We start from the raw sequence: 24,906 nt of genomic DNA, 5'->3' as shown, positions 1-24,906 counted from the left end.
TACCCGGACAACAACAAGCCCTCTACCTGTCTGGACGAGACGAGGTGACGATGAATCCATGACGCCGAACTGGTTCTCTGCAGTGATGGGCACGGGCATCGTGGCCACGTCGGGTGTGGCGTTGCACTCGGCCTGGCCGGCGATGGGAGTTCTCACCACCTCTTTCTGGGTGATCGCGCTGGCCGGTCTGGTGGTCGCGTCGTGCCTGTTCCTCGGCAAGGGGCCTGCCGATCACGCCGCAGACCCCGGTATGGCTCACTTCTACGGCGCCCCAGCCATGGCCTTGCTCACGGTCGGGGCCGGGACGGTCGAGCTCGGACCGCAGTTCGTCGGTGACTCAGCCGCAGTGTGGGTCGGCGGTGCGTTGTGGGCGGTGGGTACCGCCGCGGGCGTGTTCACAACCGTGTGGGTTCCATTTCGGACGATCACCGGTACGCAGAGTTCGGCGGACGGTGCCATGCCGAGTTGGTTGATGCCGGTGGTTCCGCCGATGGTGTCGGCAGCCACCGGCCCGTTGCTCCTCCCGCACCTGCCACCCGGAGACATCCGATCAGGACTTCTCGCAACGTGTTACGCGCTCTTCGGGCTGACCTTGATTGTCGGGTTCTTGACGATGTCGATGGTCTACTCGCGTCTCATCCATCGCGGACTGCCGTCTGTGCAGGTTGCACCGACGGTATGGATCATGCTCGGGATGATCGGCCAATCCATTGCAGCCGCAGTGTTACTCGGGTCGAGTGCCCACCTCGTGTTCGACGGCGAGCAAGCCTCGATCGCAAACGGTCTGCGCGTCCTCGGTATCGGCTACGGATTGGTCATGTCGGGGTTTGCAGGGTTCGTCTTTGTCCTCGCGGCGCTGATCACCGTGCACAACGTCCGACGGGGACTGACCTTCACGCCCACCTGGTGGAGCTTCACCTTTCCGATCGGAACGTGCGTGACTGGTTCGGCATCACTTGCCGTTGCGGTGGGGTCGACACCCTTGAGCGTCATTGCTGCAGCGTTGTTCGCGCTACTGCTGGTCACGTGGGTTGTGGTGGCGGGATGGAGTTCGGTCTACCTGCGCAGAACAACCATTCAGCGACAGCACTTTTCACGTCTCGAAGTCGCCAACGCAAGTGGCCCTGATCGTGCTCCTGAGCCGGCCCGTGTTGGTAGGGCTGTCGCCTGACCTGCGCCAGTCGGACAGGCGACAGCCCCTGACGCGGTTTCACACTATGGAGTTGTCAGGGCGCGTCCGCGGTTCCGGCGATGTGTCGGGTGCGGTGTTGTGCTGGCTGCGTGGGTCAGGCAGCCTGAGTCAGGCTGCGTGGGTGAGGGTTCGGCGGTTGTAGGCCGGTAGTGGTTGTCGGGTGGGGTCGATGTCGGCGGGTGGGATCAGCCAGGGATGTCCGTCGGCGCCCATGGTGATGTCCCAGTCGGTGTGGTGCACGGCCCGATGGCACGTCCGACAGAGCAGACACCCATTCGCGAGGGTGGTCGGCCCTCCGTCAGCCCAGTGGACGATGTGATGACAGTCCGACCAGGTCGCCGGTGCCCCGCATTTGATGCAGCAGGTATCGCGGATCAGGATCGCTTTGCGCACTGGTCCGGTGAACAGCCGTTTGGGTGGGCTCAGATCGATTGGCACCTGCTGCCCGTCCAGGGTGATCGAGGTGATCACCGCATCACACGCAGCTGCTGCCGCGGTCGCTTCGGTGACCGGACCCATCCACCGCAGTGACGCTCGGTCGGGATGATCAGCCGGAACAGTCACCGCCACTTCCGTTCTCGGCGCCGATATCAACGCCTGCCCACCGCCACCACAATCGAGGAGTTGGTGCAGAGCGTCCGCCCGCCGCTGCGACGGTGTGCGAGTATCGGCGCTCCCGTCCGGTTCAGGACGCGGCCTGGACCACACATCCAGCGCGGACATCATCTTCTCCCCGATCACCGCATCCACATCAAACCTGCCCGACAACCGGCCATCGCCGGTGATCACGTAGTCCAGGCTGTTCAACGAAGCGTCCTCGGCGGCCGGCACCCCACCCGACACCTCGGCGACCTCATTACCCATCGTCCGGGCGATCCTTCCGATCTCCGCGGGCGGTGCACCAGAGAACGCATGAGCCACGAGTTTTCCCTCGACCTCACACCGGAAATTGTCACTCATCACACCCACCATGCGGCCCCGCACATGGCTGATACCCCGAACTATTGCATCGACGTGCTCAGCGGAGAGGAACCCGTCCCGAAAATACCCGGCCGTACGATCCAACCCCGCCAGGCCGGTGCCGATGCGTAACCATCGTGCCGCCGTCACCGGAGCAGCACCATTGGCCTGCAACAACTTCGACGTCGTCGATCCCGCCCGTTTCGCCAACCCCAACCGGTCGATGATCGCCGCACCGGCCGCCAACCGCGCCTCGACAGCATTACGCAGGGTGATCAGATCTTTCACCACCGCCACCACCCCGGCCGGATCATCAGGAAACTCCACACCGATGACCTCATCCACCAGATCAGCAACAGCCATCACCACACCCCCTCCAAGACAACAACACTGGGACAACAGAATTGGGACAGCCGATCACAATGGTGGCGTAGTCACACGTATCTCAGAGTCAGGTCTTGCGGACGATCAGCGTGGTATCAGTCTACGCTGTTCGAACATGCATTCGATAGTCATCTGTTCGGATGAACCTGGCCGGGAACCCGCGCACAGGCGAGAACGTCAAAGGGGGGAAGACGATGAGCATCTACGAAAACTGAAGCAGGAGAGCCGTTATGAACAGACTGAGGAGCCAAAGCGCTGTACATCCACCTGACGATCGGCGAGTCGCGTGCGTCAACCCGCGATGGGTGCAGAGGCCTCGGGGTAGTCCACCCGATGGTGGCAACCCCGCGACTCTTTTCGGGCCAAAGCGCCGGCGACCACCAGTCGTGCGGTGGCGGTCAGGGCAGCATCTTCGTGGTCGGCACCATCCAGCAGTGGTCGACGCGGCACCGCATCGAGGTGGTCGGCGAGAGCCATCAGCCCTGAATGGTCGCGAGACAGGGCCGCGCTCGCAGACATTCGGTCCTGGAGGTCTCGACGTGGGGCGACAGGTGCATCGAGTTCGGGCGCGACGTCCGGTCGCAAAGCGTCGGGGTGCCCGGTTCGGCCGGCGGCTGCCCGCGCGACCCGTAGTCCCATCACCAGTCCTTCGAGCAAACTGTTGGACGCCAACCGATTTGCACCATGCAGGCCTGTCCGGGCGACTTCGCCTGCGGCAAACAACCCAGGAACGGTGGTGGCGCCCTCGGTATCGGTGACAACACCTCCACAGAGATAATGAGCGCCGGGCACCACCGGGATGAGGTCGGTGGTGGGATCGATCCCGATTGCTGCGACACCGGCGGTGACCGTGGGGAAGCGGTGGCCGAAGTCGGCGATGTGGCGGGCGTCGAGGTAGACGCAGCGGTGGCCGGTGCGCGCCATGGCGGCACTGACCGCGTTGGCGACCACGTCGCGCGGAGCGAGATCACCGAGGGGGTGTACGCCTTCGGTGACCGAATTGCCTTCGCTGTCAACGAGTCTTGCGCCCTCGCCGCGTAGTGCCTCGGTGATGAGTGTGCGCCTGCCTCGCTGACCGGGGCGGTACAGCATCGTGGGATGGAATTGGATGAACTCCATGTCCGAGACCGCCGCACCAGCCCTGTGTGCCAGGGCGATGCCGTCGCCCGTCGAACCGAGTGGGTTGGTGGTGGCCGCATAGAGGTGTCCGACCCCGCCGGTCGCGAGAATCACCGTGGGCGCCAAGATGTCTCGGAAGGAGCCACCGGAGCGTCCGACGCGCACCCCGACCGCTGTGCCGTGCTGGTCCTGCAAGATCTGCTGGGCATACGATTCGTCGAGCACGGTGATGGCGGGTTGGGCGAGCGCGCGCACCGCCAGGGACCGTTGCACCTGCGCTCCGGTGGCGTCGCCGCCGGCGTGAATGATCCGACGAACGCTGTGGCCACCTTCTCGCGTCCGCAGGAAGCGCCCGTCGTCTCCGATGTCGAAGTGCGCACCCCAGCTGACCAAGGCCGAGACCGCGGCGTGGCCCTCCGAAAGGATGGACTCGGTGGCTGCAGGGTCGGTGAGACCGGCACCCGCGACCACCGTGTCGCGGGTGTGCAGCGCGACCGAGTCCTCCGCATTGCTGGGCTCGACAACGGCGATGCCACCCTGCGCGAAGTAGGTGGCGGTGTTGGGTGCCGGATCGTCGGGACGCCAGCCGCTGCCCTTGTTGAGAACGATCACCGCGAGCCCGGATTCGGCGGCTCGAACCGCCGCGGTGAGGCCTGCGACACCCGCACCGACCACCACGAGATCAGCACGCAGCGCGGCGTCGGCAACCATGGCTGAGGAGTCTATCCGTCAGCGTTTGACCAGCGATATCCGCAAGTCGTCGAGGGGGACCTCGGTGCCGTCAGGCGTGGTCAGTCCCACGTGCACGGGCTCACCCGTCACGTTGGATTGCAACTGCAGCGGCTTGCCCTTGGGCTGGAAATACTTGTCTCCCCACTGCATGAGTCCGAACAGGACGGGAACCAGGTCGGTGCCCATCTCGGTGAGCCGGTACTCGTAACGGGTGCGTTGACCAGGTTCCTGATACGGCGACTTCTCCAGCAGACCTGCTTTGACAAGTGCTTTGAGCCGCGCGGATGCGACTGCGTCACTGACTCCGACCCGCCGCGCGAATCCGTCGAAACGAGTCGTGCCGTACATGGCCTCGCGCATGATCAGCAATGCAGTCTTGGTCCCGACCACCTCGAGGGCGCGGACTATCGAGCACCGGTCGCCCGGCGTCCACCGATCGAGGTCGGCCAACTTCTCGTCGAGAACTGCAACCATGGCAGCAACTATACGCGGCCTGACTTCGTCCGACAGCAGTCAGAAGAAAGCCTCGGCTACTCCAAGACAAGGCAGAACGGGTGGCCCACCGGGTCGAGGTACACCCGGAAACCGGGATGTTCCTGACCCTCGACCTTGCGCGCTCCGAGGTCGAGTATCTGTGGTTCGGCCGACTCGAAGTCGTCGACCTGGATGTCGAGATGGAACTGCTGACTGCCGTTGGGGTCGGGAAACTTCGGGGGGACATAGCTGGTTGATGGTTGAAATGTCAGTTTCGCTTTACCCAAACCACAATCCAGCGTGACCCATTCGGGATCGCTTGTATCCAGCTCGCCACCGAGAACTTGCTGGTAGAACTGCGCGAGCCCGACCGGATCCGGTCCGTCGAGGGCAATGGCATTAACGAAACCGATCATCAAAACTCCCAACTCGTGTGTCGGACTCGCCACCGCATCGCGATGAGGCCAAGATGTAGCGGTGGCGACCGAATTCGACCTGTGCTGGTCCACGGTAATCGCTGCCTCCGACACGTATGAAGCGTTTGCGCGCGCGCCGGAGAACGGCTGGGTTCAACGATGCCGCCTGGGGCTCGGTCACGACGGGACGCACGGCAGTGACGGGGGAGCCGAGCCGCCCGATGCGCGGCGGACCTGGGTGCTGTGGCTCGACGGCCAGTCCGGCCAGCGTCTGGCGGAGCTCGAGAGCTGTGTGGCATCCGACGGAGTTCACGGAGGCAGTTGCGTTCTGTTCGCCGACCACGGTGGGCCCCACCGATTCGCCCCGCCCTCGAAGATGCGTGGCTTCGGGGCACCGTACCGGCCGGAGCCGCAAATCAGCCGGAACGGTTCTCGCAACGGCACCCTCGTCACCGTCAGTGATGTCGCGCCTCGCGAAATGGCACCGCAGGCCCCACCTCGTCGACACCGCGAACCTGACCCGGAGCAGGTGGAGACGGCGGACTCGCCCCGGGACCCCGCGTCGAGCGGAGTGAGTCCGGCCGGTGATCAACCTGAGTCGAACCGGGAAGCCGGCCACTCGCGTACGCCCACGGTCGACGAAGCGCTACTCGCGGTCGCGGATGCCCTGACCGATCTGGCGCGCGCGTTGCGTCATCGCCCTGCCGAACCCCAACGGTGAAACTCGGGACAGTTACTCACCCGGCCTGGCATCGAGCCTCGACCGCGCCATGTCCGACGCGCTTTCGCCGAGCGATAACCAGATTGCGGCGATGTCGTCGATCAACTGATCGCGCTCGACCGGAAGGTCGCCGTTGACCCACGACAAGATCGTCTGTGCGGTACCGCCGATGACAAACGCCGGGGCCGTGAAGGCCAAAGAGTCCTGTTCCAGTTCGACGTCGTGGATACGCCGTGCATGGTCCACGAGGATGGCCGTCAAGCCACCGATGGCAGCCCGTCGCGTGTCCTCCTGACCTGCGGAGGTCGGTACGCCGCCGAGTAAGACAAGCGCTTTGCGCCGATCGGTGCCAAGGACGTCGACCAAAGCGCTCACAGTGTTCTTGGCCTGCACCTCCAGAGGCGAGTCGAGTGTCGCGAGATACGCCGCAACGGCCGCACCACCGACGTCGGCGGCGACGCTGTCGATGACTGCGTCGGCGAGCCGGTCGAGGTCGTCGAAACTCTCGTAGAAGTACCGCTTGTTCAGTCGGGCCTGAACACACAGGCTGGCGACGGTGGCAGACCGCCAGCGATTCTCGGCCATCTCTGTCAAAGCCGCATCGATGAGGCCGGACCGGCGCTTCTCGACACGTGCAGATGCGGAAGCGCCCCCGTAGTTCCGCGTGCTGCCGCTAGTCACGCCCACAGTTTTGCATCTTCGTCCGCCAACGGTCTTGACTGCCCACGTCTATCTGGTACCGTCACGTTCCAGATAAGAACTGGAACAGAGTTGTACCAAAATTGGGAGGCACGTATGTCGGTACAAGAGCAAGAGGTCGACTCGTCGACGAGGGATGGGAAGTCGGCTTCTGCCGTGTGTTCCATGGCCTCGGAACTGCGGGAGTTGGCAGTCGCACGTCCGACTGTCGCCCGGGGAGCGGCGTGGCAATACATCAAAGAACTCGGTGCCCGAAACGACCGAGAAGCGTTGGCGGAGTTGTTCGGTGAAGGCACGGCCCCCGACGGACCGGACGGCAAGATGGAGGGACTGATCGTCGGCAAGCTGTTCGGGATACCCGAGGCCCACCTGGCCAATCCTTTGATGCGCGTCAACCCGACATGGCGGGGAAAGACCTTCGACCTGGGCGCCGGAACGGGATTCAACAGATTGGCACCTATCGCTCGGCTGGCAATGCCGGTTGTCGCATTCGGGTACCGCGGGCTCCGGCGTGGACGCGGAGAGGTGGAGGGTTTCGACTTCGACCATGCGGTCGACAAAGGCCTGATCGAGCCACGAGTCATGGTGCGCGCGCTCGATTACGGTGTGCCGCAGTACAAGAATCCCAGCGTCCGCACGTTCCCCATCAAGAGGACACGCGATGAGATCGTCGAGCTGGTCCCGGGGGTGTATCTGGGGCGCGCACTGCTCACCATGCCCACCGGGGAGGTCCGACTCATCGCCTACTTCGCGCTTCGTGAGCCGATCGGAAGCCCCCTGTGATCGACCTCGATGGTGCCCGCGTCGGTGTCACGGGCGGTGCTCGCGGGATCGGCCGAGCCACTGCAGCCGCCTTGGCCCAGAAGGGTGCCATCGTGACGATCGGCGACATCGATCTCGATGCCGCATCGGCGACGGCCGACGAGCTGGGAATCCGGGCGGTAGCTCTCGATGTCACGGATGAAAAGAGCTTTCGGGAGTTCTTGCTGGCCGCCGCGGACGGCCACGACATCGACATGCTCGTGAACAACGCCGGAATCCAGCTGATGGGTCGCTTCGTCGATTCCGAACTCCAGGCGCTGCACCGCGAACTGGCCATCAATCTCGGCGCAGTGGTGACGGGGACCCATCTGGTGCTGCCCCACATGATCGTCCGCGGCCGGGGTCACATCGTGAACGTCTCATCGATGGCAGGCAAGGTCTCGACGCCAGGCATGGCGACCTACTGCGCTTCCAAGTTCGGAGTGGTTGCACTCTCGCGTGCCATCCGCGCCGAGATCGTCGGCACCGGGGTGAGCGTGACGACAGTGATGCCCGCTGCCACCCGGACCGACCTGACCTCGGGGGTGACTTTGCGCCTGCAACCGACACTGGAGGCCGACGACGTCGCGGCAGCGATTGTCGCCAGCGCCGGCCACGGTAGATCAGAGGTGACGGTCCCTCGTTGGCTGACGCCGATGGGCGTGGTCGAACAGGGTGTGCCGGAACGGATTCTGCTGCAGGCCAAGCGAATCGTGGGTGGCAAGGAACCGGGTGCGTTCGATCCGGGGGGTCGCCGGGCATACCTCGACAGGACCCAGATCCGATGAGGCCGACGCGGGCAGGGGTCACCGACACTCTGCAGCGGGGTTCGGCCCGCCTGGCCTCGCTGTACCCGTCTTCGGCGGAACCGCTCGCCGCACCCCCCGAAGGCAGTGGACTCGAACCCGTCATGGGCAGCTACGGCATTCCCGGTCTGGGGCACGTCCTGGAGAGCATCGCCCATCCTCTCGACTTCGGGCGTGAGCGATACCGCCGGTTCGGGCCGGTGTCGTGGACCGGCGCCGTCGGCTTCAGGGTTGTCACCGTGACGGGTCCGGAAGCGCTGCAGGAGGTCTGGCTCGACAAGAACAAGGTGTTCTCGAGCGAGCGGGGTTGGCACCCCGTGATCGGCCCCTTTTTCCGTCGGGGCCTCATGCTGCTCGATTTCGACGAGCACATGTTCCATCGACGGATCATGCAGCAGGCGTTCACGCGTCCCCGTCTCGACGGTTACCTCGCGTTGTCGCGGCCGCTCGTCTCCGGGATCCTCGACACGTGGGCACCTGGTGAGCAGCTCCTACTGTTCGACCACACCAAGGAGTTGCTGCTCGCGATGGCGAGTCAGGTGTTCGTCGGCGAATCCCCCGACAGCTCGACCGCAACCGAACTCTCGCGCGCGTTCGACGATGCGGTCCGGGGCGCGCAAGCGGTTGTCCGGCAGCCGGTTCCCGGCGGGCTGTGGGCTCGCGGCCTACGGGGGCGACGGCATCTCGAGCGGTACTTCCGGACGGCAGTACCGAGTCGTCGTGGTCGAAATGCCGACGATCTGTTCACCGTGTTGTGTCAGTCGCGCACCGACGAGGGCAACGTCTTCACCGACGAGGACGTCACCAACCACATGATCTTCCTGCTGATGGCGGCGCACGACACCAGCACCATCGCGCTGTCCATGCTGCTCTATCACCTCGGCAAAGACCCTGAGTTGCAGCAGAACCTGCGAGACGAGGTCGCAGGGCTACCTGCCGATGCTTCGATGGCCGAGCTCAATTCCGCGCATCTGCTGGACTGCGCCTTCAAAGAGTCATTGCGGATGTATGCGCCTGCCGGGACGCTGTTCCGTCAGGCCGTGTCCGACACCAGCATCCTGGGCCATCACATACCTGCGGGCACCGAGATCGCGCTGAACGTGCATCTGTCGATGCGATTGGACACGTGGTGGTCGCGGCCAGACGTCTTCGATCCCGGTCGCTTCGATGACCCTGCGGTTCTGAAGGAGATGCATCGCTACGCGTGGTCGCCCTTCGGCGCCGGCGCCCACAAGTGCATCGGGATGCACTTTGCGGCCATGACCGTCAAAGCGGTGCTGCATCGCCTTCTCCTCGACTTCTCTTGGACGGTGCCCCGCGACTATGTCCCTCTGATGACCTGGGGAACCGGTCCGATGCCCGCCGACGGACTGCCGGTTCGGCTCCGCCGGATCCGATGATCACGCCGCGGCCCATCGGCCCGGCCTCACGTCCCCGCGCCTGAGGGGCCGATCGACTCGATCGCCGCACCTGGGCAGTTCCGTCCGCTCCACTCCTCGACTTAGGTACGGTAGGGGGGTATGGTAAACCGGTACGAACAACGGGCGAAAGAGGGCACATGGCCGACGAGCAGCAACACCACGGCTACATCAACCGTAAGGACGACTACCTCAAGCGGCTGCGCCGTATCGAAGGGCAGGCCCGCGGGTTGCAGCGGATGGTCGAAGACGAGAAGTACTGCATCGACATCCTCACCCAGGTGGCGGCGATGACCAAGGCATTGCAAGCGGTGAGCCTGGGACTGCTCGAGGAGCACATGTCGCATTGCGTCGTCGACGCGGCCCGCCAGAGCGAAGAGCAGGGTCAGGAAAAAGTCAAAGAGGCCACCGAGGCGATCGCCCGGCTGGTCCGGTCGTAGAAGGAGGGCGAACATGAGCGCGCAGACCTACACGGTGGTGGGGATGACATGCCAGCACTGCGTGGCATCGGTCACCGAGGAAGTGTCCGAGGTGCCTGGTGTGGACAAGGTGGACGTGGACCTGAACAGCGGCGGGCTCACCGTCCACAGTGAGCAGTCGGTGGGCCGGGACGAGATCGAGGCCGCGGTGCACGAGGCCGGATACCGGCTGGGCTGAGCAATGAGTTCGACTACGCCGACGAGTTCTACCGGAGACGCGAAAGCGGCTGTCCCACAAGCACATGTCGATCTCGAGATCGCTGGGATGACGTGTGCCTCGTGTGCCAACCGTATCGAACGCAAGCTCAACAAGCTCGACGGCGTGCAGGCGACGGTGAACTACGCGACCGAAAAGGCAAACGTCACCTATTCAGATTCGGTCGCCACCGGCGACTTGATCGCTGCGGTCGAGGCGGCCGGCTACCGGGCGAAAGCGATCGAGGAGCATCCCGATTCCGCCGACGACAACGATGACGACGGTCATGATCAGGAACTGAACCGCCTGCGTCATCGCACACTGGTCAGCGCCGCTCTCTCCGTTCCCGTGATCGCCATGGCGATGATTCCGCCTCTGCAGTTCGACAACTGGCAGTGGCTCTCGTTGACACTTGCAGCGCCTGTGGTGGTGTGGGGAGGCTGGCAGTTCCACCGGGCGGCAGCGATCAACCTGCGTCACGGCGCTGCGACGATGGACACACTCGTATCGGTGGGAACCATTGCCGCGCTGGGCTGGTCGCTGTACGCGCTGTTCTTCGGAGCAGCGGGTGATCCCCAGACCGCACACGGCGGGATGGAGATGAGCTCCTCGGACGGGTCGGCCAACATCTACCTGGAGGCGGCGGCGGGAGTCACCACCTTCATCTTGGCCGGCCGGTTCTTCGAGATGCGATCCAAACGCCGTGCGGGAGCGGCCTTGCGAACGCTTCTCGGTCTCGGCGCCAAAGACGTGACCGTGCTCAGGGGTGACACCGAATCGCTGGTGCCCATCGGAGACCTGGCCGTCGGTGACCTGTTCGTGGTGCGGCCGGGCGAGCGGATCGCAACCGACGGTGTGGTGGAAAGTGGCTCGTCTGCAGTGGATGCGTCGATGTTGACCGGTGAATCGGTGCCGGTCGAGGTCAACGAAGGCGACGCGGTGGTCGGCGCAACGGTGAACGCCGGAGGTCGGATCACCGTACGCGCGACCAAGATCGGCAACGACACACAGCTCGCGCAGATGGCGAGACTTGTGGAACAGGCGCAGAACGGCAAGGCGCAGGTGCAGCGTTTGGCCGACCGGATCTCCGGTGTCTTCGTGCCCGTGGTCATCGCTCTCGCGCTGGGCACCCTGGCTGTGTGGCTGCTGCTCGGATATGACGCTGCCGATGCCTTCACCGCGGCGGTCGCCGTGTTGATCATCGCGTGCCCCTGCGCACTCGGGCTGGCGACGCCGACCGCGTTGATGGTCGGGACAGGCCGCGGGGCCACGATGGGAATCCTGATCAAGGGACCCGAGGTACTCGAGTCCACCCGGCAGGTCGACACCGTGGTGCTCGACAAGACCGGCACCGTGACAACCGGTCAGATGACCTTGACGGAAGTTGCCGTCGCCGACGGTGAAGAGACCGATCATGTTGTGCGCGTGGCCGGAGCGGTCGAGAACGCGTCCGAACATCCGATCGCGCGTGCCATCGCCGACGGCGCACGCGAGCGCACCGGGCCGCTGCCCGCAGTTCGTGATTTCGTCAATTCCGCGGGCCTCGGGGTCCAGGGTGTCGTCGACGAGGTGGAGGTGCTCCTCGGTCGACCACAATTGCTGACCGAGCGAGGCAACGAGATACCCGGTGAGCTGGTCGCCGCATTGGAGCGGGCGGGTTCGGAAGGCCAGACTGCGTCGCGGTCGCCTGGGGCGGACGCGCCCGCGGCGTGCTCGTGGTCTCCGACGTGGTGAAGGCGACGTCGCGGCAGGCCGTTGCGGAGTTGATGGACCTCGGTCTCGAGCCGGTGTTGCTCACCGGTGATCACGACAGTGTCGCCAAAGCGGTTGCCGCACAAGTGGGTATCAATACAGTGATCGCGGGGGTGTTGCCGTCTGCGAAGGTCGATACGATCAAGGACCTGCAGGCACAGGGAAAGGCCGTGGCGATGGTCGGCGACGGTGTCAACGACGCTGCCGCTCTGGCTCAGGCCGACCTGGGACTGGCGATGGGAACGGGTACCGACGCCGCGATCGAGGCTGGGGACATCACCCTGGTCCGAGGTGACCTGCGAGCCGCCGGCGATGCGATTCGCCTGTCTCGCGCAACACTTCGCACCATCAAGGGAAATCTGTTCTGGGCGTTCGGATACAACGTGGCCGCACTGCCACTGGCCGCACTCGGATTGCTCAGCCCCATGATCGCCGGCGGGGCGATGGCGTTGTCATCAGTGTTTGTCGTCGGAAACAGCCTGCGCCTGAGGAGGTTCCGCTGACGTGGGACACCGGCCTACTGGCTGTCGAGGGCGGTGATCAGGGTGCGGACGATGGTGCGCGTGCTCTCGAGTTCGTCCACTGTGATGTGTGTGCGGGTGAGCAACCGGGACCTCTCGACGTCCGACTCCCGCACCAGTTCGGCCAGGATCGCCCCGCCGGCGCTGGTGAGTCGGAGTAGGGGTGAGGTCTGATGGTCGGGATTGTCCTGGCTCTCCAGAAGCCCTTCACGTACGAGGTCGCCGCAGATGCGATGCACGCTCTGGCGTGACAGGCCAAGGCGTCGTGCAGCTCCGGCCACCGTCGACGGTTCCGACAAGACGCTGAGCACGTGCCAGCGGGCAACGGTCTGTCCGGCCCGTCGAGCCACGTCCTCGCTCGTCCGGCGCGATACGCCGGCGAGTTCGTAGACGTCGGCAATGAGTAATCGGTAAGCCTCCGCCTTGTTCACCTACCCAGCCTGGCATATTCGTCAGCAATCTGACAACATGTCAAGATGCTGACGGATTTCAGAGACGGCGACGGCTTGGCCGCCCACTTGCATTCCCCTGGCCCGGCTCGGGGCGCAACTGAGCACTTGCGGGCGTTCGGAAGATTCGTGGGATCCTGGCATATCCGCTGGATACCGGCGGCAACGGACTCTCCCGAACTCGACGGAGAGCTCCACTTCGGGTGGGTCCTGGGCGGTCGTGCGATCCAGGATGTGTGGATGGTGCCCGGGGCTGCTCTTGCGCCACCGGAACGGGGGTTTCGAGCATTTCATGGGTCAACCATCCGGTTCTACGATCCGTCGATCGCAGCCTGGAGATCAACGTGGGTGGAGCCGATCAATGCACGTGTTCGAAAGTTCATCGGCGAAATAGGCGACGGGGATATCACTTTGACCAGCACAGATGACGAACCAACGCTTCGGTGGCGCTTCACCGACATCACCGACAACACCTTCACATGGACAGGGGAGTTCTCCGACGACGGCGAGAACACCTGGACTCTCGAAGAGACGATGCACGCCACCCGGGTTGCGTGACGCCGGAGCCGTCGACCGGGCAAGTTCAGGCAGGCACCGTTGGATTGGGGATCTGATCGAGTTCGGGTTCGTTTGCACCCTTGTCGAAGACGAGCGGGTAGAGAATGCCGGCCAACAGTGCGCCCACGAGCGGCGCGACCCAGAACAACCAGAGCTGACCGGGCGCGCCATTGCCGTTGAAGAACGCCACCGCCGTCGATCGCGCGGGGTTCACCGAGGTGTTGGTGATCGGGATGCTGATGAGGTGAATGAGGGTGAGGGCCAGGCCAATTGCGATGCCCGCGATACCTTGTGGCGCTCGGGTGTCGGTGGCACCCAGGATGACGATGACAAAGATGGCGGTCAGCACGATCTCGGCCACGAGTGCGGCCCACAAGGTGTACCCGCCCGGCGAGTGGTCGCCGAAGCCGTTGGCGGCCATCGAACCCTCGGCCTCGAACCCTTCTTTGCCATTGGCGATGAGAAGGATGATCGCGCCGCCGATGAGGCCACCGATCACCTGCACGACGACGTAGCCCGGTACGTCCTTCCACTGGAAACGCCTGGCCAGAGCGGCGCCCACCGTGACGGCCGGGTTGAAATGTCCACCCGAGATGTGACCGAGAGCGTAGACGCCGGTCAGGACGGTGAGGCCGAAAGCGATGGATACGCCGAGGAACCCGATGCCGAGCTGGGTCCCGTCGTCGTCCGCGATCACCTTCGCTGCGAAAACGGCGCTGCCGCAACCCCCGAGAACAAGCCAGAACGTTCCCAGTGCTTCGGCAGCTAACTTTTGAACTGTCGTCGGAGCAGACATTTTCGGAATACCTCCACTAGTGGTCTAGCTGTGGCACACGATTTAGACTCGGATGGAACGACGCGGTCACCTGACGATTTTCAGTTGAATCGGCTGGTTGCTCATCGAAAGTATTACCACCGTCACCCAATTCGTGAGCCCAGGATTGCGGATTGAAATGTCACGAAATGAGAAATGCTCGCCGACAAGGTGAGGAATGAGGCGTCAGTATGAGCAACGTAATCAACGGTCCGGAAATCGATTGCTCACCGGCCCCGGGAGATCGGCATCACGTGCAGATCCTGACGTCGCGCGACGTTCCGCTGGGCGGTCCGCGTGCCATGACCGTCCATCGCACATTGCCGCAGCGTGCCCGGTCCCTGATCGGGGCCTGGTGCTTCGCCGACCACTACGGCCCGGCGGATGTCCGGACCACGGGTGGAATGAACGTGCCACCGCACCCGCACACCGGGTTGCAGACGGTGAGCTGGCTCTTCACCGGCGAGATCGAGCACCGCGACAGTTTGGGTGTGCACGCCTTCGTCCGGCCGGGCGAGGTGAACCTGATGACTGCGGGTCATGGGATCGCCCACTCGGAGGTCTCTACGCCCGACACCACCACGTTGCACGGCGTCCAGCTGTGGGTGGCGCTTCCTGACGAATCGCGCGACACGGCGCGGAACTTCGAGCACTTCGTTCCCGAACCGATCGCACTCGACGGCGGCCGGGTGAGTGTCTTCATCGGCGATCTGCTCGGAAAGTCGTCGCCGGTCACCACGTTCAGCCCGCTGTTGGGCGCTCAGATCGATCTCGACATGGGTGCGTCCGTCACCATCCCGGTGCATCCCACGTTCGAGCACGGTGTGCTGGTGGACCAGGGCTCGGTCAGTGTGGAAGGAGCCGAGGTGGGGCAGACGGAGTTGGCCTACCTGGCTCCCGGGCACCACCACATCACATTGCAGAGTTCCGATGAACGCCCGTGCAGGATGATCTTGTTGGGCGGCACACCATTCGGCGAGGATCTGGTGATGTGGTGGAATTTCGTCGGACGCAGCCACGAGGAGATCGTGGAGTACCGGACGCAGTGGCAGGCGCAAGCCGACCGGTTCGGACACGTCGAGGGCTACGTGGGTGGCGTGGACCGCCTGCCTGCACCGACATTGCCGAATGCCCGGATCAAACCACGTCTGACGGCTGAGTCCTGATGTCGGTGGAATAGCAGATACCTCGGAAAGGTTGTCGTGGCATGACTCAAAATAGCTCCACCATCACCGACAAGACCGGCGCGCCCGTGACCGTTGCACCCGATCCGGACAAGCGCCGGTACACGGTCTCCGTGGACGGCGAGGTCGTCGGGATCGCAGCCTACGCAGACCGCGAACAGAGTCGGGTTTTCTATCACACCGAGGTCCAAGAGGCGTTCGGAGGACGCGGACTGGCCACGATCCTCGTCTCAGAGGCGCTCGATGATGTTCGTGCACAAGGCAAGCGGATTGTTGCGGTGTGCCCGCTGGTCTCGGCCTTCCTGAAGAAGCATCCCGCTTACGCCGACATCACGGACCCGGTCACCAAAGACATCTTGACCTGGCTGGGCGCCTGACAGTCCGGCTCGGCGCCCGAAGGCCGGTGTCAGGGGAGACCGGCCAGGCGCAGTAGCGCTGCACACGCGGCTGCGGCTGCCACGACAACCACGAAAGGCGCCCGGCGCCAGGCGAGGACGCCGCCGACGGCGACGCCGACGATGCGGGACGGCTCCGCGAAGTGCTGATCGTCGATGAGTGTGGAGGTCGCCACGAGCGCGGCCAGTAGGACCACGCTGCCGACGGTGGTGAGCCGGTGGACGTCCGGAGGCATCGTCACCCGCGCTGCGAGCACCGGTCCAACGAACCGAAAAGCGTACGTACCCAAGGCCAGTACGGCGATACCGACGAGCAGGGCGGGCGTCGAGGTGTTCATCCGCTGGCCGCACGTCGACGGCGGGGAATCGGAACGACGAGCACCAAAGCAGCCAGAGCGAGTAGTACCGGTACGCCCACCGGGGTGAAGAACGATGCACCGACGGCGATAACGGCTCCGGCGAGCGCGGCGTTGCGGGTGGCTCGCTCGCGCATCGCGGGCAGGATGAGGGCGAGGAGGACCGCCGGGAACGCGGCGTCCAATCCGAAGGCGTCGGTGTCGGTGATGAGTGTGCCGCCCGCCGAACCGGCGAGGACTCCGACGTTCCAGGCGACGAAAAAGTCCTGCGCCGCACGCCCAATAGATCGCTCGGCGCATCTTCGGTGCGTCCTGCGTAAGCGTGAAGGCAACCGATTCGTCGATCATCAGGTGCGATCCGAGCAACCGCCATCCGAGGGACTTCCCGAGCACGTCGCCGATCGAGAAGCCGAACAGGATGTGCCTGGCATTGGCCAGCAACCCGGCGGCGACCGCGGCGAAGATCCCACCGCCGGCGGCCAGGATCGCGACGAACGTGAACTGAGACGCTCCGGCGAACACGACTACTGACATCAGCATCGGCATCCACAGGGGGAAGCCGCTGCTGACGGCGATCGCGCCGAAGGACAGTCCGACAACGCCCACGGCGACGCAGACGAGTGCGACGTCGCGGGTAGTGGCGGCATCAAGGGAGATGCCGAGCCGCGGTGTTCGCCATATCGAACGCATGATCAACATGGTGAACGATGTCCGCGGTGTTCGTCAAGCCGAACGAAGGTAGTCTGAGCCGAACGGCACGGGGAGTTGTCGGCGAGACCGGAGGTCGGACATGGCTGGAGCGCCACTGCAGGCGATTGCGGCAGCACTGCAACGCGAACGGAAACGAACGGGGCTCTCGCTCGCCGAAGTGGCTCGCCGCGCGGGAGTCGCCAAATCGACGCTGTCGCAACTCGAGGCGGGCAACGGCAATCCGAGTGTGGAGACGCTGTGGGCGCTCAGTACCGCCCTCGATGTGCCCTTCGCCCACCTCGTCCAGCCACCGACCCCACGCGTGCAGGTGATCCGATCCGGTGAAGGTCCTGCAGTGGCGTCGGAGCAGTCCGACTACATGGCGACTGTGCTGGCTGCGTGCCCGCCACACGCCCGCCGCGACATCTACCTGATCACGGCGCAACCGGGCGAACCGCGGGTGTCCGACCCCCACATGGCCGGAGTGGTCGAGCATCTGGTGATGGGCAGTGGTCGCGCGCTTGTCGGACTCATCGATGACCCGGTCGAACTGGGCCCGGGCGACTACATCAGCTACCCGGGCGATCTGCCGCACACGTTCGAAGCCCTCGAACCGGACTGCACCGCGGTGCTCATCTCCGAACACGTGTGACAGGTGTCGATGAAGAAACGCCGCCGCACCGGTCCATACGGGTGAGAACAACAACACCTGGACCGAAGGAGGTGCGGCGATGGCGGCAATCCGCCGCGGTATCAGCTTGCCCACCTTTGGCCCGTGGGCCGGACCCGATTCGGTGGCGCAGATCGCCCGCACCGCCGATGACCTCGGCTTTCACAGTGTGTCCTCGGCCGACCGTCTGTTGCTACCGGCCGACGCCGGACCCCTCGGCCAGGCCTGCCAGACGCCCCGACCGGTGTGGGATTGCATCGAGATGCTGACCTGGGCGGCCGCGCACACCACCAGGGTTCGGCTCGCGACCACCGTGGTGCATGCGCTGTTCCAGCCGCCGGTGGTGTTGGCCCGGCGGCTCGCCACCCTCGATCGGCTGAGCGGTGGGCGTCTCGATGTGGGGATAGGCCAGGGGTGGACCCCGCACGAACACGAGTCGGCGGGGGTGGCGATGACTTCCCGGGTGGAAGCACTCGCCGAACATCTGGAGTTGATGCGTCGATGCTGGCGCACCGGCGCGGTTTCCTTTCAAGGCGAGCACTATCGGCTGCGACCGAGCTGGGTGGAGCCGAAGCCTGCCCAGCCGACACTGCCCGTGTACATCGCGGCGATGACGCCGCAAGGCATCGCGCAGGCGGCGGCCATTGCAGACGGCTTCATGTATCCGGTCACCACCTGGACCTCGGCCACCGAGGCGATCGGCCTGTACCGGGAGGCCGGGGGCCGCGGCCCGGTTGCGCTACGGCTCAATCCGATCCGCGACTCCCTGCCCGGTGCACTCGACCGGTTCGTCGAGACCCTGCCCGCCGATCTGGCACAGGCGAGTGAACTCGGCGCGAGCGAAGTGCACTGGGAGCTGAACCAATCGACGATGACGCTCACCGAACAGTGCAAGGCCATGGCACTCATCACCGAAATGACCTAAATTAGAACGAGTTCTAGTTTGACGATTAGTCCGATATGGCGGTCGTCCGACGGTCAAACAAGTGAGGAAGTCGCGATGCAGGCGGAGTTGCCCGAGGTAGTGCCCGTTTCCGAGGTGTCGGAATGGTCCGATGAGGTGGACGTCGTGGTGGTCGGGTGCGGCATCTCGGGCGGCAGCGCGGCGGTGGAGGCCGCGTCGGCCGGTGCCCGTGTGCTGGTCCTCGAGCGGGCAGCAGCGGCAGGCGGGACATCGGCGATGGCCGGTGGCCACTTCTACCTCGGTGGCGGCACCCCGGTGCAGCAGGCGACCGGGCACGAGGATTCCCCCGAGGAGATGGAGAAGTACCTCCTCGCCGTTTCCCGCGATCCCGAACCGGACAAGATCCATGCCTATTGCCAGGGCAGTGTCGAGCACTTCAACTGGCTCGAAAGTCTCGGTTTCGAGTTCGAGCGGTCGTACTACCCGGAGAAGGCCGTCATCCAGCCCGGTACCCAGGGCCTGATGTTCACCGGCAACGAGAAGGTCTGGCCGTTCTGTGACAAGGCCAAGCCGGCGCCGCGTGGTCACAAGGTGCCCGTCAAAGGCGACACCGGTGGTGCGGGCATGGTGACCGAGCTCCTGGTGAAGCGGCTTGCCGAGACGGGTAACGAGATCCGGTACGAGACGGGCGCCCGCAACCTGGTGGTCGACGAATCCGGCGCTGTTGTCGGCTTGAAGTGGAAGCGATTGCAGGAGGCCGGTTTCATTCGCGCAAAAGCAGTTGTCATCGCGGCCGGCGGGTTCGTGATGAACGAATCCATGGTCGCCGAGTTCACGCCGGAGCTGGCCGAGAAGCCGTACACCCTTGGTAGCACCTACGACGACGGACTGGGGATCCGGCTGGGCGCGTCGGTGGGTGGCGGACTAAAGCACATGGATCAGTCGTTTGTCACCGCGCCGCTGTACCCGCCGTCGATCCTCCTGACCGGCCTTGCGGTAAACAAAGACGGTCGGCGTTTTGTCAACGAGGACTCCTACCACTCGCGCACATCGGCATTCGTGATGGAGCAGCCGGACGCGATCGCCTACCTCATCGTGGACGAAGCGCACATGGAACGCCCGGAGTTCCCTCTCGTCCCGTTCATCGACGGCTGGGAGACCGTGGCCGAGATGGAGGACGGGCTCGGTATCCCGTCAGGACAGCTGCAAGAGACGCTGGACCGATACAACGAGAACGCCGCCCGCGGTGAAGACCCGGACTTCGGTAAGCGTGCGGAGTGGCTCGCGCCCCAGGACAAGGGACCATGGGCGGCATTCGACATGTCGCTCGGCAAGGCGATGTACGCCGGCTTCACGATGGGCGGTCTTGCCACCTCCGCCGAAGGCCAGGTGCTCACCGACGACGGTTCGGTCATCACGGGGCTCTATGCCGCAGGCGCAGGCGCGGCGAACATCGCCCAGGACGGTAAGGGCTACGCCAGTGGAACGCAGCTGGGTGAGGGGTCCTTCTTCGGTCGTCGAGCCGGCCGGCACGCAGCGTCGCTCTAACGGGTTCTCTGGCCGCCGGCCTCGAGCTGGCGGGCCAGAGCCCGTGAGAAGACGTGCCGGAAGGTGAAGAACCGCACCGCGGTCGCGATCAGATTGACCAGCATGAGCAGGGCCAGTTCCAGCTTGCTCGAAGGGTGCTCTGAGATCTGGTGAAGGACGAACAGTGAGAAGGCGCTCAGCGACCAGCCGAATGCAAACACTGCGATGCCCTGCACGTGATGGAGCAGGATCATCCGCTGTCCCCGAAGGCGGAAAGTGAAGGCGCGGTTGGCGCCGGTGTTGAGAACTGCCGCGATCAGCATCGCGACGAAGTTCGCGGCCTGCGCGCCGATCAGCGGATGAAGACTCAGGTACATCAGCGCATACGCAGTGGTGCACGCGATCCCGACAGCACAAAAGCGCAGAACCTGAACTGAAACAGGTCTGCGCAGAAAGTCGACTATGGTTCGCCGCTCGGCCGGATCGGTCTCCGCCGGAGCGCTTTCGATCTGGTCACCAGGGACCGGGCCTACCGTCACACCCCCCACGATATGGGAGACCCTGGAAAATTGTGTTATCGGCATGCGACTCGGGCCGGGACGGCCGGTCGGGGGGTGAACCGTCCCGGCCCGAATCTTGATCTACCTCAGCTGTGAGATGACACGTCGGACATGGATCACATGGCCGGGGGCATCATCACGGTGTCGATGAGGTAGACGGTTGCGTTGGCGGTTTTCACACCACCACAGACCACTGCCGAATCGTTGGCCTTGAGCGAGTCGCCCGAGCCGGTCACGTTGACGGCCTGGCCCTCAACTGTGGTCTGCTCGCCCGCGACCTGCTCGGGGGTCAGTTGGCCCGGCACGACGTGGTAGGTCAGGATCTTGGTCAGCAACGCGCTGTCGGTCTTCAGCGTCTCGATGGTGGCCGGATCGATCTTGGCGAAGGCATCATCGGTGGGTGCGAAGACGGTGAACTCGCCACCGTTGAGGGTGTCAACGAGGTTGACCTGCGGGTTCAACTGTCCCGAGACGGCCTGGGTCAGGGTCTTGAGCATCGGGTTGTTGGATGCGGCGGTGGCCACCGGATCCATCGCCATGCCGTTCACGGAGCCCGCGCCGGTGGGGTTGGCCTCGGCGTATGCTGCGCAGCCCGGTCCGACCAGCGAAGCCGGCTCGGCGGAAGCGCTTGAGCCCGAGGTCATTTCGGAAGAGGTCATCGGTGCCGATGCTGCAGTGCTCGAGGACGAGTCGGAACTGTCGTCCGAACACCCCGCCACGAGTCCTACTGCCAGGCCGACGCCCGCCACGGTCACTGCAAGTCGCTGAATTCGTTTGAGAGCCATGTTCGCTGTCCTATCCATTGCTGTCTTTTACGGAGGCGCAAACGACTTCGTCCACCACCTGGTGGCGGAGTGTGTCGATCACTTGGTCGATCACTGCAGGTTCGGAGCTGTGCCGGAATCGGATGGGTGCGGATGGAAAAACTTTTTCAAAGAGGTCATGACCATCCGTAACGTTCTCGGCGCCGAATCCCTCATCGATACCGACCCGATGACTTCTCTTGAAAGGCTGAGCAATTGCGAATCGCAGCGATGGCACGCGACGGACTTGCCGGTCTGATCGCGGTCGGCGCCGGCCTTGCCGCCGGCGAACTGGCGGCAGCCGCCGTCTCTTCCTACGCATCTCCCTTCTATGCAGTCGGGTCATTCCTCGTCGACCGAGCCCCGGCTCCGGTCCGCGAGTTCGCGATCGACACCTTCGGAACCAATGACAAGCCGGTTCTGTTGTGGGGCATTGCCGGTGCGGTTGTTGTGCTCGCGATCGTCGCGGGGATAGCCGAACGGCGCACAGTTCCAACCGGTTCAGCGCTCATCGTCGCCTTCGGAGCCTTCGGGGTGCTCGCCGCGCTCCATCGCCCGACATCTGACATGTGGTATGCCGCACCGTCTTTGGTGGCGATGGTGGTCGGCATATTGGTGCTGAGGGGTTTGCGGGGATTTCTCTTCAAAGGCCGGCGCACGGACCGTGACGATGTGGCCACAAAGGAGGTCTCCGCTCCTCTCGACACCGGATCCCACGCTGCCGCGAACTCGTCGGACTCCGGTTCGCGGGGACTGTCGAGGCGGCAGTTCGGCATCTCGGCGGGCGTGGTCGCGGTGGCCTCGGTGGCAGCCGCGTTCATTGGCCGGCAGATGTCGACGATGGGCGATGTGATCGCCGACCGGCGCAGGGTCCGGCTTCCCCGTCCCGCCAGCGGCGCGGCACCGATACCCGCAGGCACCGATGTCGGGATCGACGGCGCGACGCCGTTCATGACGAACAACGCAGATTTCTACCGCATCGACACCGCGCTCCAGGTCCCCAAGCTCACCACCGGTGAATGGAGCCTGAAGATCCACGGCATGGTGGACAACGACATCACCCTGACCTGGGATGACCTCATGGACATGCAGGCGCAGGAGCGGATCATCACGCTCACCTGTGTCTCCAACGAGGTCGGCGGCAATCTGGCCGGCACGGCTCGCTGGACCGGCTACCCGATCAAGGACATCCTGGCCCGCGCCGGAGTGCAGGACGACGCCGACATGTTGTTCTCCACCAGTGTCGACGGCTGGACATCCGGCACGCCCATCGACGCCCTCACCGACGGTCGCGACGCGATGCTGGTCATCGGCATGAACGGCGAGCCGCTGCCACTCGAGCACGGCTACCCCGTTCGGCAGCTCGTGCCCGGCCTCTACGGCTTCGTCTCGGCGACCAAATGGGTCGTCGACTGGGAGATCACCCGCTTCGACAAGGCCGAGGCCTACTGGACCAAGCGGGACTGGGGCGTCAAGGCGCCGATCAAGACCGCTTCACGCATCGACAGGCCCGCCGGATTGGCGAAGTTGCCCGTGGGAGAAGTGGTGATCGCGGGTACGGCCTGGGCGCAGCACCGCGGTATCGCGAAGGTCGAGGTGAGGGTCGACAACGGGCCCTGGAACACTGCGACCTTGGCCACCGAGTACTCCAATGACACCTGGCGACAGTGGTTCTGGACGTGGCAGGCCACACCCGGCCAACACACCGTCTACTGCCGCGCAACTGACGAAACGGGGGCAGTGCAACCCGAAGAGAGGGTCGCCCCCATCCCCGACGGAGCTACCGGTTGGCACAACCGGGTGTTCCGGATCGAGTAGGTGTTTTGATGACTATCGCTAGTGTCATGGATGTGACCGACCGAATTCCCGAAGCTCGGGTAGATCTAGCTGATCTGTTGATCAGAACGGCCGGCCATGATCGACAGGCTTTTGCCGAGCTGTACGACGCGACGGGTTCCCGTGTTTTCGGGCTGATCCTTCGAGTTCTGCGCGATCGTGGCTACGCAGAGGAGACAGTGCAGGAGGTGTACCTGCAGGTCTGGCAGAAGGCGGACAGTTTTGATCCCTCATCGGGGTCGGCTCTGAGCTGGCTGCTCACCATCGCCCACCGCCGCGCCGTCGATCGGGTCCGAAGTGAGGAAGCCGCAGGCAAGCGCGGCCACGAGTACTCCGTCTCCAACGTGGAAACACCCACCGACACCGTCGCCGACTCGGTTGTGGCGGCCGAAGAACGATCCGACGTGATGGTGTGTCTCGGCAGCCTCACCGCCACCCAGCGGCAGAGCATCGAGCTGTCGTACTACGGCGGTATGACTTACCGGCAGGTCGCCGAGCGGCTCGACGCCGCACTCCCGACCGTCAAATCCCGCATCCGCGACGGACTGCGACGCCTCAAGGAATGCTTGGAGGCGACCTCACATGGCTGACCACAGTTGGCTCGACGAGCACGTCGAGCTCTATGCAATCAACGCCCTGGACGACGACGAGGTGGAGCGCCTCGAACGCGAACTCGCCCAGGAAGCCGAACCCGTCCGGTCCCAGTACCTGAGGGAAATCGGCCGCACCCGCGAAGCTCTCGTGGAGATGACCGCAGTGGACGCGACGCCCCCGCCTCCTCAGCTACGCGAGGCGGTGCTCTCGGCGCTCCCGTCGGTGGTGCCGCAGGCCGATGCCGAGCCGGCGAAGGTGATCAATCTGGCCGAACGCCGGCGACGGTTCAGCATCGCTGTCGGTGCCGCCGCAGCGGCGCTGATCCTCGTGATCGGCGGTGTGACGGTCGGACGCGTCACCGCCCCCGAGGAGAAGGCTCCGGTCAGCGCGCTCGAACAACAGACCATGGCGATTCTCGGATCGCCGGACATGCAGCTGAAGCGGGATTCGCTCAGCGACGGCGGCAGTGTCATCGTCGCGACCTCACGAGAGGCCAATCAGGCTGTTGTGATCGCTGAGGGCCTACCGCCCACGCCGCCCGGACAGACGTACCAGATGTGGTTGCTCGGCGAGGGCCACGACCCGACTTCGGTGGGGACGATGGGCGCCGAGCCCGTCCGGCAGGCCGTTCCCATCACGGATCTCACCGGTTCTGACCGGATCGCAGTGACCATCGAACCCGAGGGCGGCTCACCGCAGCCGACAGGCGAGGTCGTCACCGCAGTGCAGTTCTGACAACGCCCGCTGTCTGTTTGCCTGGACCAAATGCGCTGATCAAAGAGGCAACAGCCGAGATCTGTGTCACGCATCGCAGTGCGCTATGCCACACCGGGCGGGCCATTTGATCATGCTATGTTCCATCAAAGTGATGTGGTGTGCGCGTGTCGTGCGCCACA

28 protein-coding genes and 1 pseudogene are annotated in these 24,906 nt (G+C 64.6%); 18 read left to right on the top strand and 11 right to left on the bottom strand.

The features are described 5' to 3' along the window. Window positions 1-58: 58 nt before the first annotated feature. Window positions 59-1,171, top strand: coding sequence for a TDT family transporter (locus tag W823_RS32910; protein WP_023954397.1), 1,113 nt, complete (start codon window positions 59-61; stop codon window positions 1,169-1,171). 129 nt (window positions 1,172-1,300) lie between these two features. Here W823_RS32910 and W823_RS32905 read toward each other — a convergent pair whose 3' ends face one another. The 4 genes from W823_RS32905 to W823_RS32895 form a co-directional block, all read right to left on the bottom strand. Then, window positions 1,301-2,515 (bottom strand): HNH endonuclease signature motif containing protein, encoded by a 1,215-nt coding sequence (locus W823_RS32905; RefSeq protein ID WP_031331176.1) that lies wholly within the window; start codon window positions 2,513-2,515, stop codon window positions 1,301-1,303. Window positions 2,516-2,827: 312 nt separating this feature from the next. Continuing rightward, a complete protein-coding gene (gene nadB, locus W823_RS0127550; RefSeq protein ID WP_038252092.1) occupies window positions 2,828-4,366 on the bottom strand; it encodes an L-aspartate oxidase in 1,539 nt (512 codons plus the stop codon). An 18-nt stretch (window positions 4,367-4,384) separates the two neighbouring features. Beyond that, complete coding sequence (locus W823_RS32900) at window positions 4,385-4,861, bottom strand: helix-turn-helix domain-containing protein (protein WP_023954393.1); 477 nt, start codon at window positions 4,859-4,861, stop codon at window positions 4,385-4,387. A 56-nt stretch (window positions 4,862-4,917) separates the two neighbouring features. Beyond that, complete coding sequence (locus tag W823_RS32895) at window positions 4,918-5,277, bottom strand: VOC family protein (protein WP_023954391.1); 360 nt, start codon at window positions 5,275-5,277, stop codon at window positions 4,918-4,920. A 61-nt stretch (window positions 5,278-5,338) separates the two neighbouring features. On the opposite strand from W823_RS32895, the gene W823_RS32890 reads away from it, so the two are divergent. Further along, on the top strand, window positions 5,339-5,998 hold the full coding sequence (locus W823_RS32890) for a hypothetical protein (RefSeq protein WP_023954389.1): 660 nt from the start codon (window positions 5,339-5,341) through the stop codon (window positions 5,996-5,998). Window positions 5,999-6,010: 12 nt separating this feature from the next. Here W823_RS32890 and W823_RS32885 read toward each other — a convergent pair whose 3' ends face one another. Further along, window positions 6,011-6,679: a TetR/AcrR family transcriptional regulator gene (locus W823_RS32885; protein WP_023954387.1), complete on the bottom strand. Its 669-nt coding sequence runs from the start codon at window positions 6,677-6,679 to the stop codon at window positions 6,011-6,013. 183 nt (window positions 6,680-6,862) lie between these two features. On the opposite strand from W823_RS32885, the gene W823_RS32880 reads away from it, so the two are divergent. The 7 genes from W823_RS32880 (at window position 6,863) to W823_RS59455 (ending at window position 12,652) form a co-directional block, all read left to right on the top strand. Beyond that, a complete protein-coding gene (locus W823_RS32880) occupies window positions 6,863-7,480 on the top strand; it encodes a hypothetical protein (protein WP_235189344.1) in 618 nt (205 codons plus the stop codon). Continuing rightward, window positions 7,477-8,286 carry an SDR family NAD(P)-dependent oxidoreductase gene (locus W823_RS32875; protein ID WP_023954383.1) on the top strand — a complete coding sequence of 270 codons (810 nt, stop codon included), beginning with the start codon at window positions 7,477-7,479 and terminating at the stop codon, window positions 8,284-8,286. Before W823_RS32880 ends, W823_RS32875 begins: the two co-directional genes overlap by 4 nt. Then, entirely contained in the window at window positions 8,283-9,704 is a 1,422-nt protein-coding gene (locus W823_RS32870; protein WP_023954381.1) for a cytochrome P450, read from the top strand. The genes W823_RS32875 and W823_RS32870 overlap by 4 nt, the downstream gene beginning before the upstream one ends. Window positions 9,705-9,862: 158 nt before the next feature. After that, window positions 9,863-10,162 carry a metal-sensitive transcriptional regulator gene (locus tag W823_RS32865; protein ID WP_023954379.1) on the top strand — a complete coding sequence of 100 codons (300 nt, stop codon included), beginning with the start codon at window positions 9,863-9,865 and terminating at the stop codon, window positions 10,160-10,162. Window positions 10,163-10,175: 13 nt separating this feature from the next. After that, on the top strand, window positions 10,176-10,379 hold the full coding sequence (locus W823_RS32860; protein WP_023954377.1) for a heavy-metal-associated domain-containing protein: 204 nt from the start codon (window positions 10,176-10,178) through the stop codon (window positions 10,377-10,379). 87 nt (window positions 10,380-10,466) lie between these two features. Further along, window positions 10,467-12,131, top strand: a complete 1,665-nt coding sequence (locus W823_RS32855) for a heavy metal translocating P-type ATPase (RefSeq protein ID WP_369792568.1) — start codon at window positions 10,467-10,469, stop codon at window positions 12,129-12,131. Continuing rightward, the gene (locus tag W823_RS59455) at window positions 12,113-12,652 is read left to right on the top strand and encodes an HAD-IC family P-type ATPase (RefSeq protein WP_369792563.1); all 540 of its coding nucleotides are present in this window, start codon (window positions 12,113-12,115) and stop codon (window positions 12,650-12,652) included. The genes W823_RS32855 and W823_RS59455 overlap by 19 nt, the downstream gene beginning before the upstream one ends. Before the next feature lie 14 nt (window positions 12,653-12,666). On the opposite strand, the gene W823_RS32850 is transcribed toward W823_RS59455, so the two are convergent. After that, window positions 12,667-13,101: a MarR family winged helix-turn-helix transcriptional regulator gene (locus tag W823_RS32850; RefSeq protein WP_023954375.1), complete on the bottom strand. Its 435-nt coding sequence runs from the start codon at window positions 13,099-13,101 to the stop codon at window positions 12,667-12,669. A gap of 147 nt (window positions 13,102-13,248) precedes the next feature. Here W823_RS32850 and W823_RS32845 point away from each other — a divergent pair, with 147 nt between their 5' ends. Beyond that, window positions 13,249-13,677 carry a hypothetical protein gene (locus tag W823_RS32845; RefSeq protein WP_235189343.1) on the top strand — a complete coding sequence of 143 codons (429 nt, stop codon included), beginning with the start codon at window positions 13,249-13,251 and terminating at the stop codon, window positions 13,675-13,677. A 25-nt stretch (window positions 13,678-13,702) separates the two neighbouring features. Here W823_RS32845 and aqpZ read toward each other — a convergent pair whose 3' ends face one another. Next, the gene (aqpZ, locus tag W823_RS32840; RefSeq protein WP_023954371.1) at window positions 13,703-14,473 is read right to left on the bottom strand and encodes an aquaporin Z; all 771 of its coding nucleotides are present in this window, start codon (window positions 14,471-14,473) and stop codon (window positions 13,703-13,705) included. A 209-nt stretch (window positions 14,474-14,682) separates the two neighbouring features. Here aqpZ and W823_RS32835 point away from each other — a divergent pair, with 209 nt between their 5' ends. Both W823_RS32835 and W823_RS0127540 read left to right on the top strand, forming a co-directional pair. Beyond that, the gene (locus tag W823_RS32835) at window positions 14,683-15,657 is read left to right on the top strand and encodes a pirin family protein (RefSeq protein ID WP_031331171.1); all 975 of its coding nucleotides are present in this window, start codon (window positions 14,683-14,685) and stop codon (window positions 15,655-15,657) included. Between the two features lie 41 nt (window positions 15,658-15,698). Next, on the top strand, window positions 15,699-16,052 hold the full coding sequence (locus tag W823_RS0127540; protein WP_031331169.1) for a GNAT family N-acetyltransferase: 354 nt from the start codon (window positions 15,699-15,701) through the stop codon (window positions 16,050-16,052). 29 nt (window positions 16,053-16,081) lie between these two features. On the opposite strand, the gene W823_RS32830 is transcribed toward W823_RS0127540, so the two are convergent. Continuing rightward, window positions 16,082-16,408, bottom strand: coding sequence for an AzlD domain-containing protein (locus W823_RS32830; protein ID WP_023954367.1), 327 nt, complete (start codon window positions 16,406-16,408; stop codon window positions 16,082-16,084). Then, window positions 16,405-17,116 (bottom strand): annotated as a pseudogene (locus W823_RS32825) (AzlC family ABC transporter permease). The gene W823_RS32830 and the pseudogene W823_RS32825 overlap by 4 nt, the downstream one beginning before the upstream one ends. A gap of 100 nt (window positions 17,117-17,216) precedes the next feature. On the opposite strand from W823_RS32825, the gene W823_RS32820 reads away from it, so the two are divergent. The 3 genes from W823_RS32820 to W823_RS32810 all read left to right on the top strand — a co-directional run bounded on the left by W823_RS32820 (window position 17,217) and on the right by W823_RS32810 (window position 20,238). Further along, window positions 17,217-17,768: a helix-turn-helix domain-containing protein gene (locus tag W823_RS32820; protein WP_023954365.1), complete on the top strand. Its 552-nt coding sequence runs from the start codon at window positions 17,217-17,219 to the stop codon at window positions 17,766-17,768. 79 nt (window positions 17,769-17,847) lie between these two features. Further along, entirely contained in the window at window positions 17,848-18,711 is an 864-nt protein-coding gene (locus tag W823_RS32815; protein ID WP_023954363.1) for an LLM class flavin-dependent oxidoreductase, read from the top strand. A gap of 75 nt (window positions 18,712-18,786) precedes the next feature. Beyond that, window positions 18,787-20,238, top strand: a complete 1,452-nt coding sequence (locus W823_RS32810; RefSeq protein WP_023954361.1) for an FAD-binding protein — start codon at window positions 18,787-18,789, stop codon at window positions 20,236-20,238. On the opposite strand, the gene W823_RS32805 is transcribed toward W823_RS32810, so the two are convergent. Then, window positions 20,235-20,756, bottom strand: a complete 522-nt coding sequence (locus W823_RS32805) for a GtrA family protein (protein ID WP_023954359.1) — start codon at window positions 20,754-20,756, stop codon at window positions 20,235-20,237. The two genes, W823_RS32810 and W823_RS32805, sit on opposite strands and share 4 nt — an antisense overlap. A gap of 137 nt (window positions 20,757-20,893) precedes the next feature. Next, window positions 20,894-21,562, bottom strand: coding sequence for a fasciclin domain-containing protein (locus W823_RS32800; RefSeq protein WP_023954357.1), 669 nt, complete (start codon window positions 21,560-21,562; stop codon window positions 20,894-20,896). Window positions 21,563-21,811: 249 nt separating this feature from the next. Between W823_RS32800 and W823_RS32790 the strand changes: the two genes are divergently transcribed. Genes W823_RS32790 through W823_RS32780 form a run of 3 tightly spaced genes read left to right on the top strand, consistent with a single transcriptional unit; the run spans window position 21,812 to window position 24,745 of the window. Further along, complete coding sequence (locus W823_RS32790) at window positions 21,812-23,398, top strand: molybdopterin-dependent oxidoreductase (protein WP_031331163.1); 1,587 nt, start codon at window positions 21,812-21,814, stop codon at window positions 23,396-23,398. Between the two features lie 8 nt (window positions 23,399-23,406). Further along, window positions 23,407-24,006: an ECF RNA polymerase sigma factor SigK gene (gene sigK, locus W823_RS32785; protein ID WP_235189342.1), complete on the top strand. Its 600-nt coding sequence runs from the start codon at window positions 23,407-23,409 to the stop codon at window positions 24,004-24,006. Then, a complete protein-coding gene (locus W823_RS32780) occupies window positions 23,999-24,745 on the top strand; it encodes an anti-sigma factor domain-containing protein (protein ID WP_023954349.1) in 747 nt (248 codons plus the stop codon). Before sigK ends, W823_RS32780 begins: the two co-directional genes overlap by 8 nt. Window positions 24,746-24,906 lie beyond the last annotated feature (161 nt).

The sequence above is a fragment of the Williamsia sp. D3 genome, assembly GCF_000506245.1.
Taxonomy (GTDB): domain Bacteria; phylum Actinomycetota; class Actinomycetes; order Mycobacteriales; family Mycobacteriaceae; genus Williamsia; species Williamsia muralis.
This window is presented reverse-complemented; position numbering and strand designations above follow the sequence as displayed.

Coding starts and splice junctions, on each gene's coding strand:
- W823_RS32910 (WP_023954397.1), top strand. CDS start 59: ATGACGCCGAACTGGTTCTCTGCAGTGATGGGCACGGGCATCGTGGCC.
- W823_RS32905 (WP_031331176.1), bottom strand. CDS start 2,515: ATGGCTGTTGCTGATCTGGTGGATGAGGTCATCGGTGTGGAGTTTCCT.
- nadB (WP_038252092.1), bottom strand. CDS start 4,366: ATGGTTGCCGACGCCGCGCTGCGTGCTGATCTCGTGGTGGTCGGTGCG.
- W823_RS32900 (WP_023954393.1), bottom strand. CDS start 4,861: ATGGTTGCAGTTCTCGACGAGAAGTTGGCCGACCTCGATCGGTGGACG.
- W823_RS32895 (WP_023954391.1), bottom strand. CDS start 5,277: ATGATCGGTTTCGTTAATGCCATTGCCCTCGACGGACCGGATCCGGTC.
- W823_RS32880 (WP_235189344.1), top strand. CDS start 6,863: ATGGCCTCGGAACTGCGGGAGTTGGCAGTCGCACGTCCGACTGTCGCC.
- W823_RS32870 (WP_023954381.1), top strand. CDS start 8,283: ATGAGGCCGACGCGGGCAGGGGTCACCGACACTCTGCAGCGGGGTTCG.
- W823_RS32865 (WP_023954379.1), top strand. CDS start 9,863: ATGGCCGACGAGCAGCAACACCACGGCTACATCAACCGTAAGGACGAC.
- W823_RS32860 (WP_023954377.1), top strand. CDS start 10,176: ATGAGCGCGCAGACCTACACGGTGGTGGGGATGACATGCCAGCACTGC.
- W823_RS32855 (WP_369792568.1), top strand. CDS start 10,467: ATGACGTGTGCCTCGTGTGCCAACCGTATCGAACGCAAGCTCAACAAG.
- aqpZ (WP_023954371.1), bottom strand. CDS start 14,473: ATGTCTGCTCCGACGACAGTTCAAAAGTTAGCTGCCGAAGCACTGGGA.
- W823_RS32835 (WP_031331171.1), top strand. CDS start 14,683: ATGAGCAACGTAATCAACGGTCCGGAAATCGATTGCTCACCGGCCCCG.
- W823_RS0127540 (WP_031331169.1), top strand. CDS start 15,699: ATGACTCAAAATAGCTCCACCATCACCGACAAGACCGGCGCGCCCGTG.
- W823_RS32830 (WP_023954367.1), bottom strand. CDS start 16,408: ATGAACACCTCGACGCCCGCCCTGCTCGTCGGTATCGCCGTACTGGCC.
- W823_RS32820 (WP_023954365.1), top strand. CDS start 17,217: ATGGCTGGAGCGCCACTGCAGGCGATTGCGGCAGCACTGCAACGCGAA.
- W823_RS32815 (WP_023954363.1), top strand. CDS start 17,848: ATGGCGGCAATCCGCCGCGGTATCAGCTTGCCCACCTTTGGCCCGTGG.
- W823_RS32810 (WP_023954361.1), top strand. CDS start 18,787: ATGCAGGCGGAGTTGCCCGAGGTAGTGCCCGTTTCCGAGGTGTCGGAA.
- W823_RS32800 (WP_023954357.1), bottom strand. CDS start 21,562: ATGGCTCTCAAACGAATTCAGCGACTTGCAGTGACCGTGGCGGGCGTC.
- W823_RS32790 (WP_031331163.1), top strand. CDS start 21,812: ATGGCACGCGACGGACTTGCCGGTCTGATCGCGGTCGGCGCCGGCCTT.
- sigK (WP_235189342.1), top strand. CDS start 23,407: ATGACTATCGCTAGTGTCATGGATGTGACCGACCGAATTCCCGAAGCT.
- W823_RS32780 (WP_023954349.1), top strand. CDS start 23,999: ATGGCTGACCACAGTTGGCTCGACGAGCACGTCGAGCTCTATGCAATC.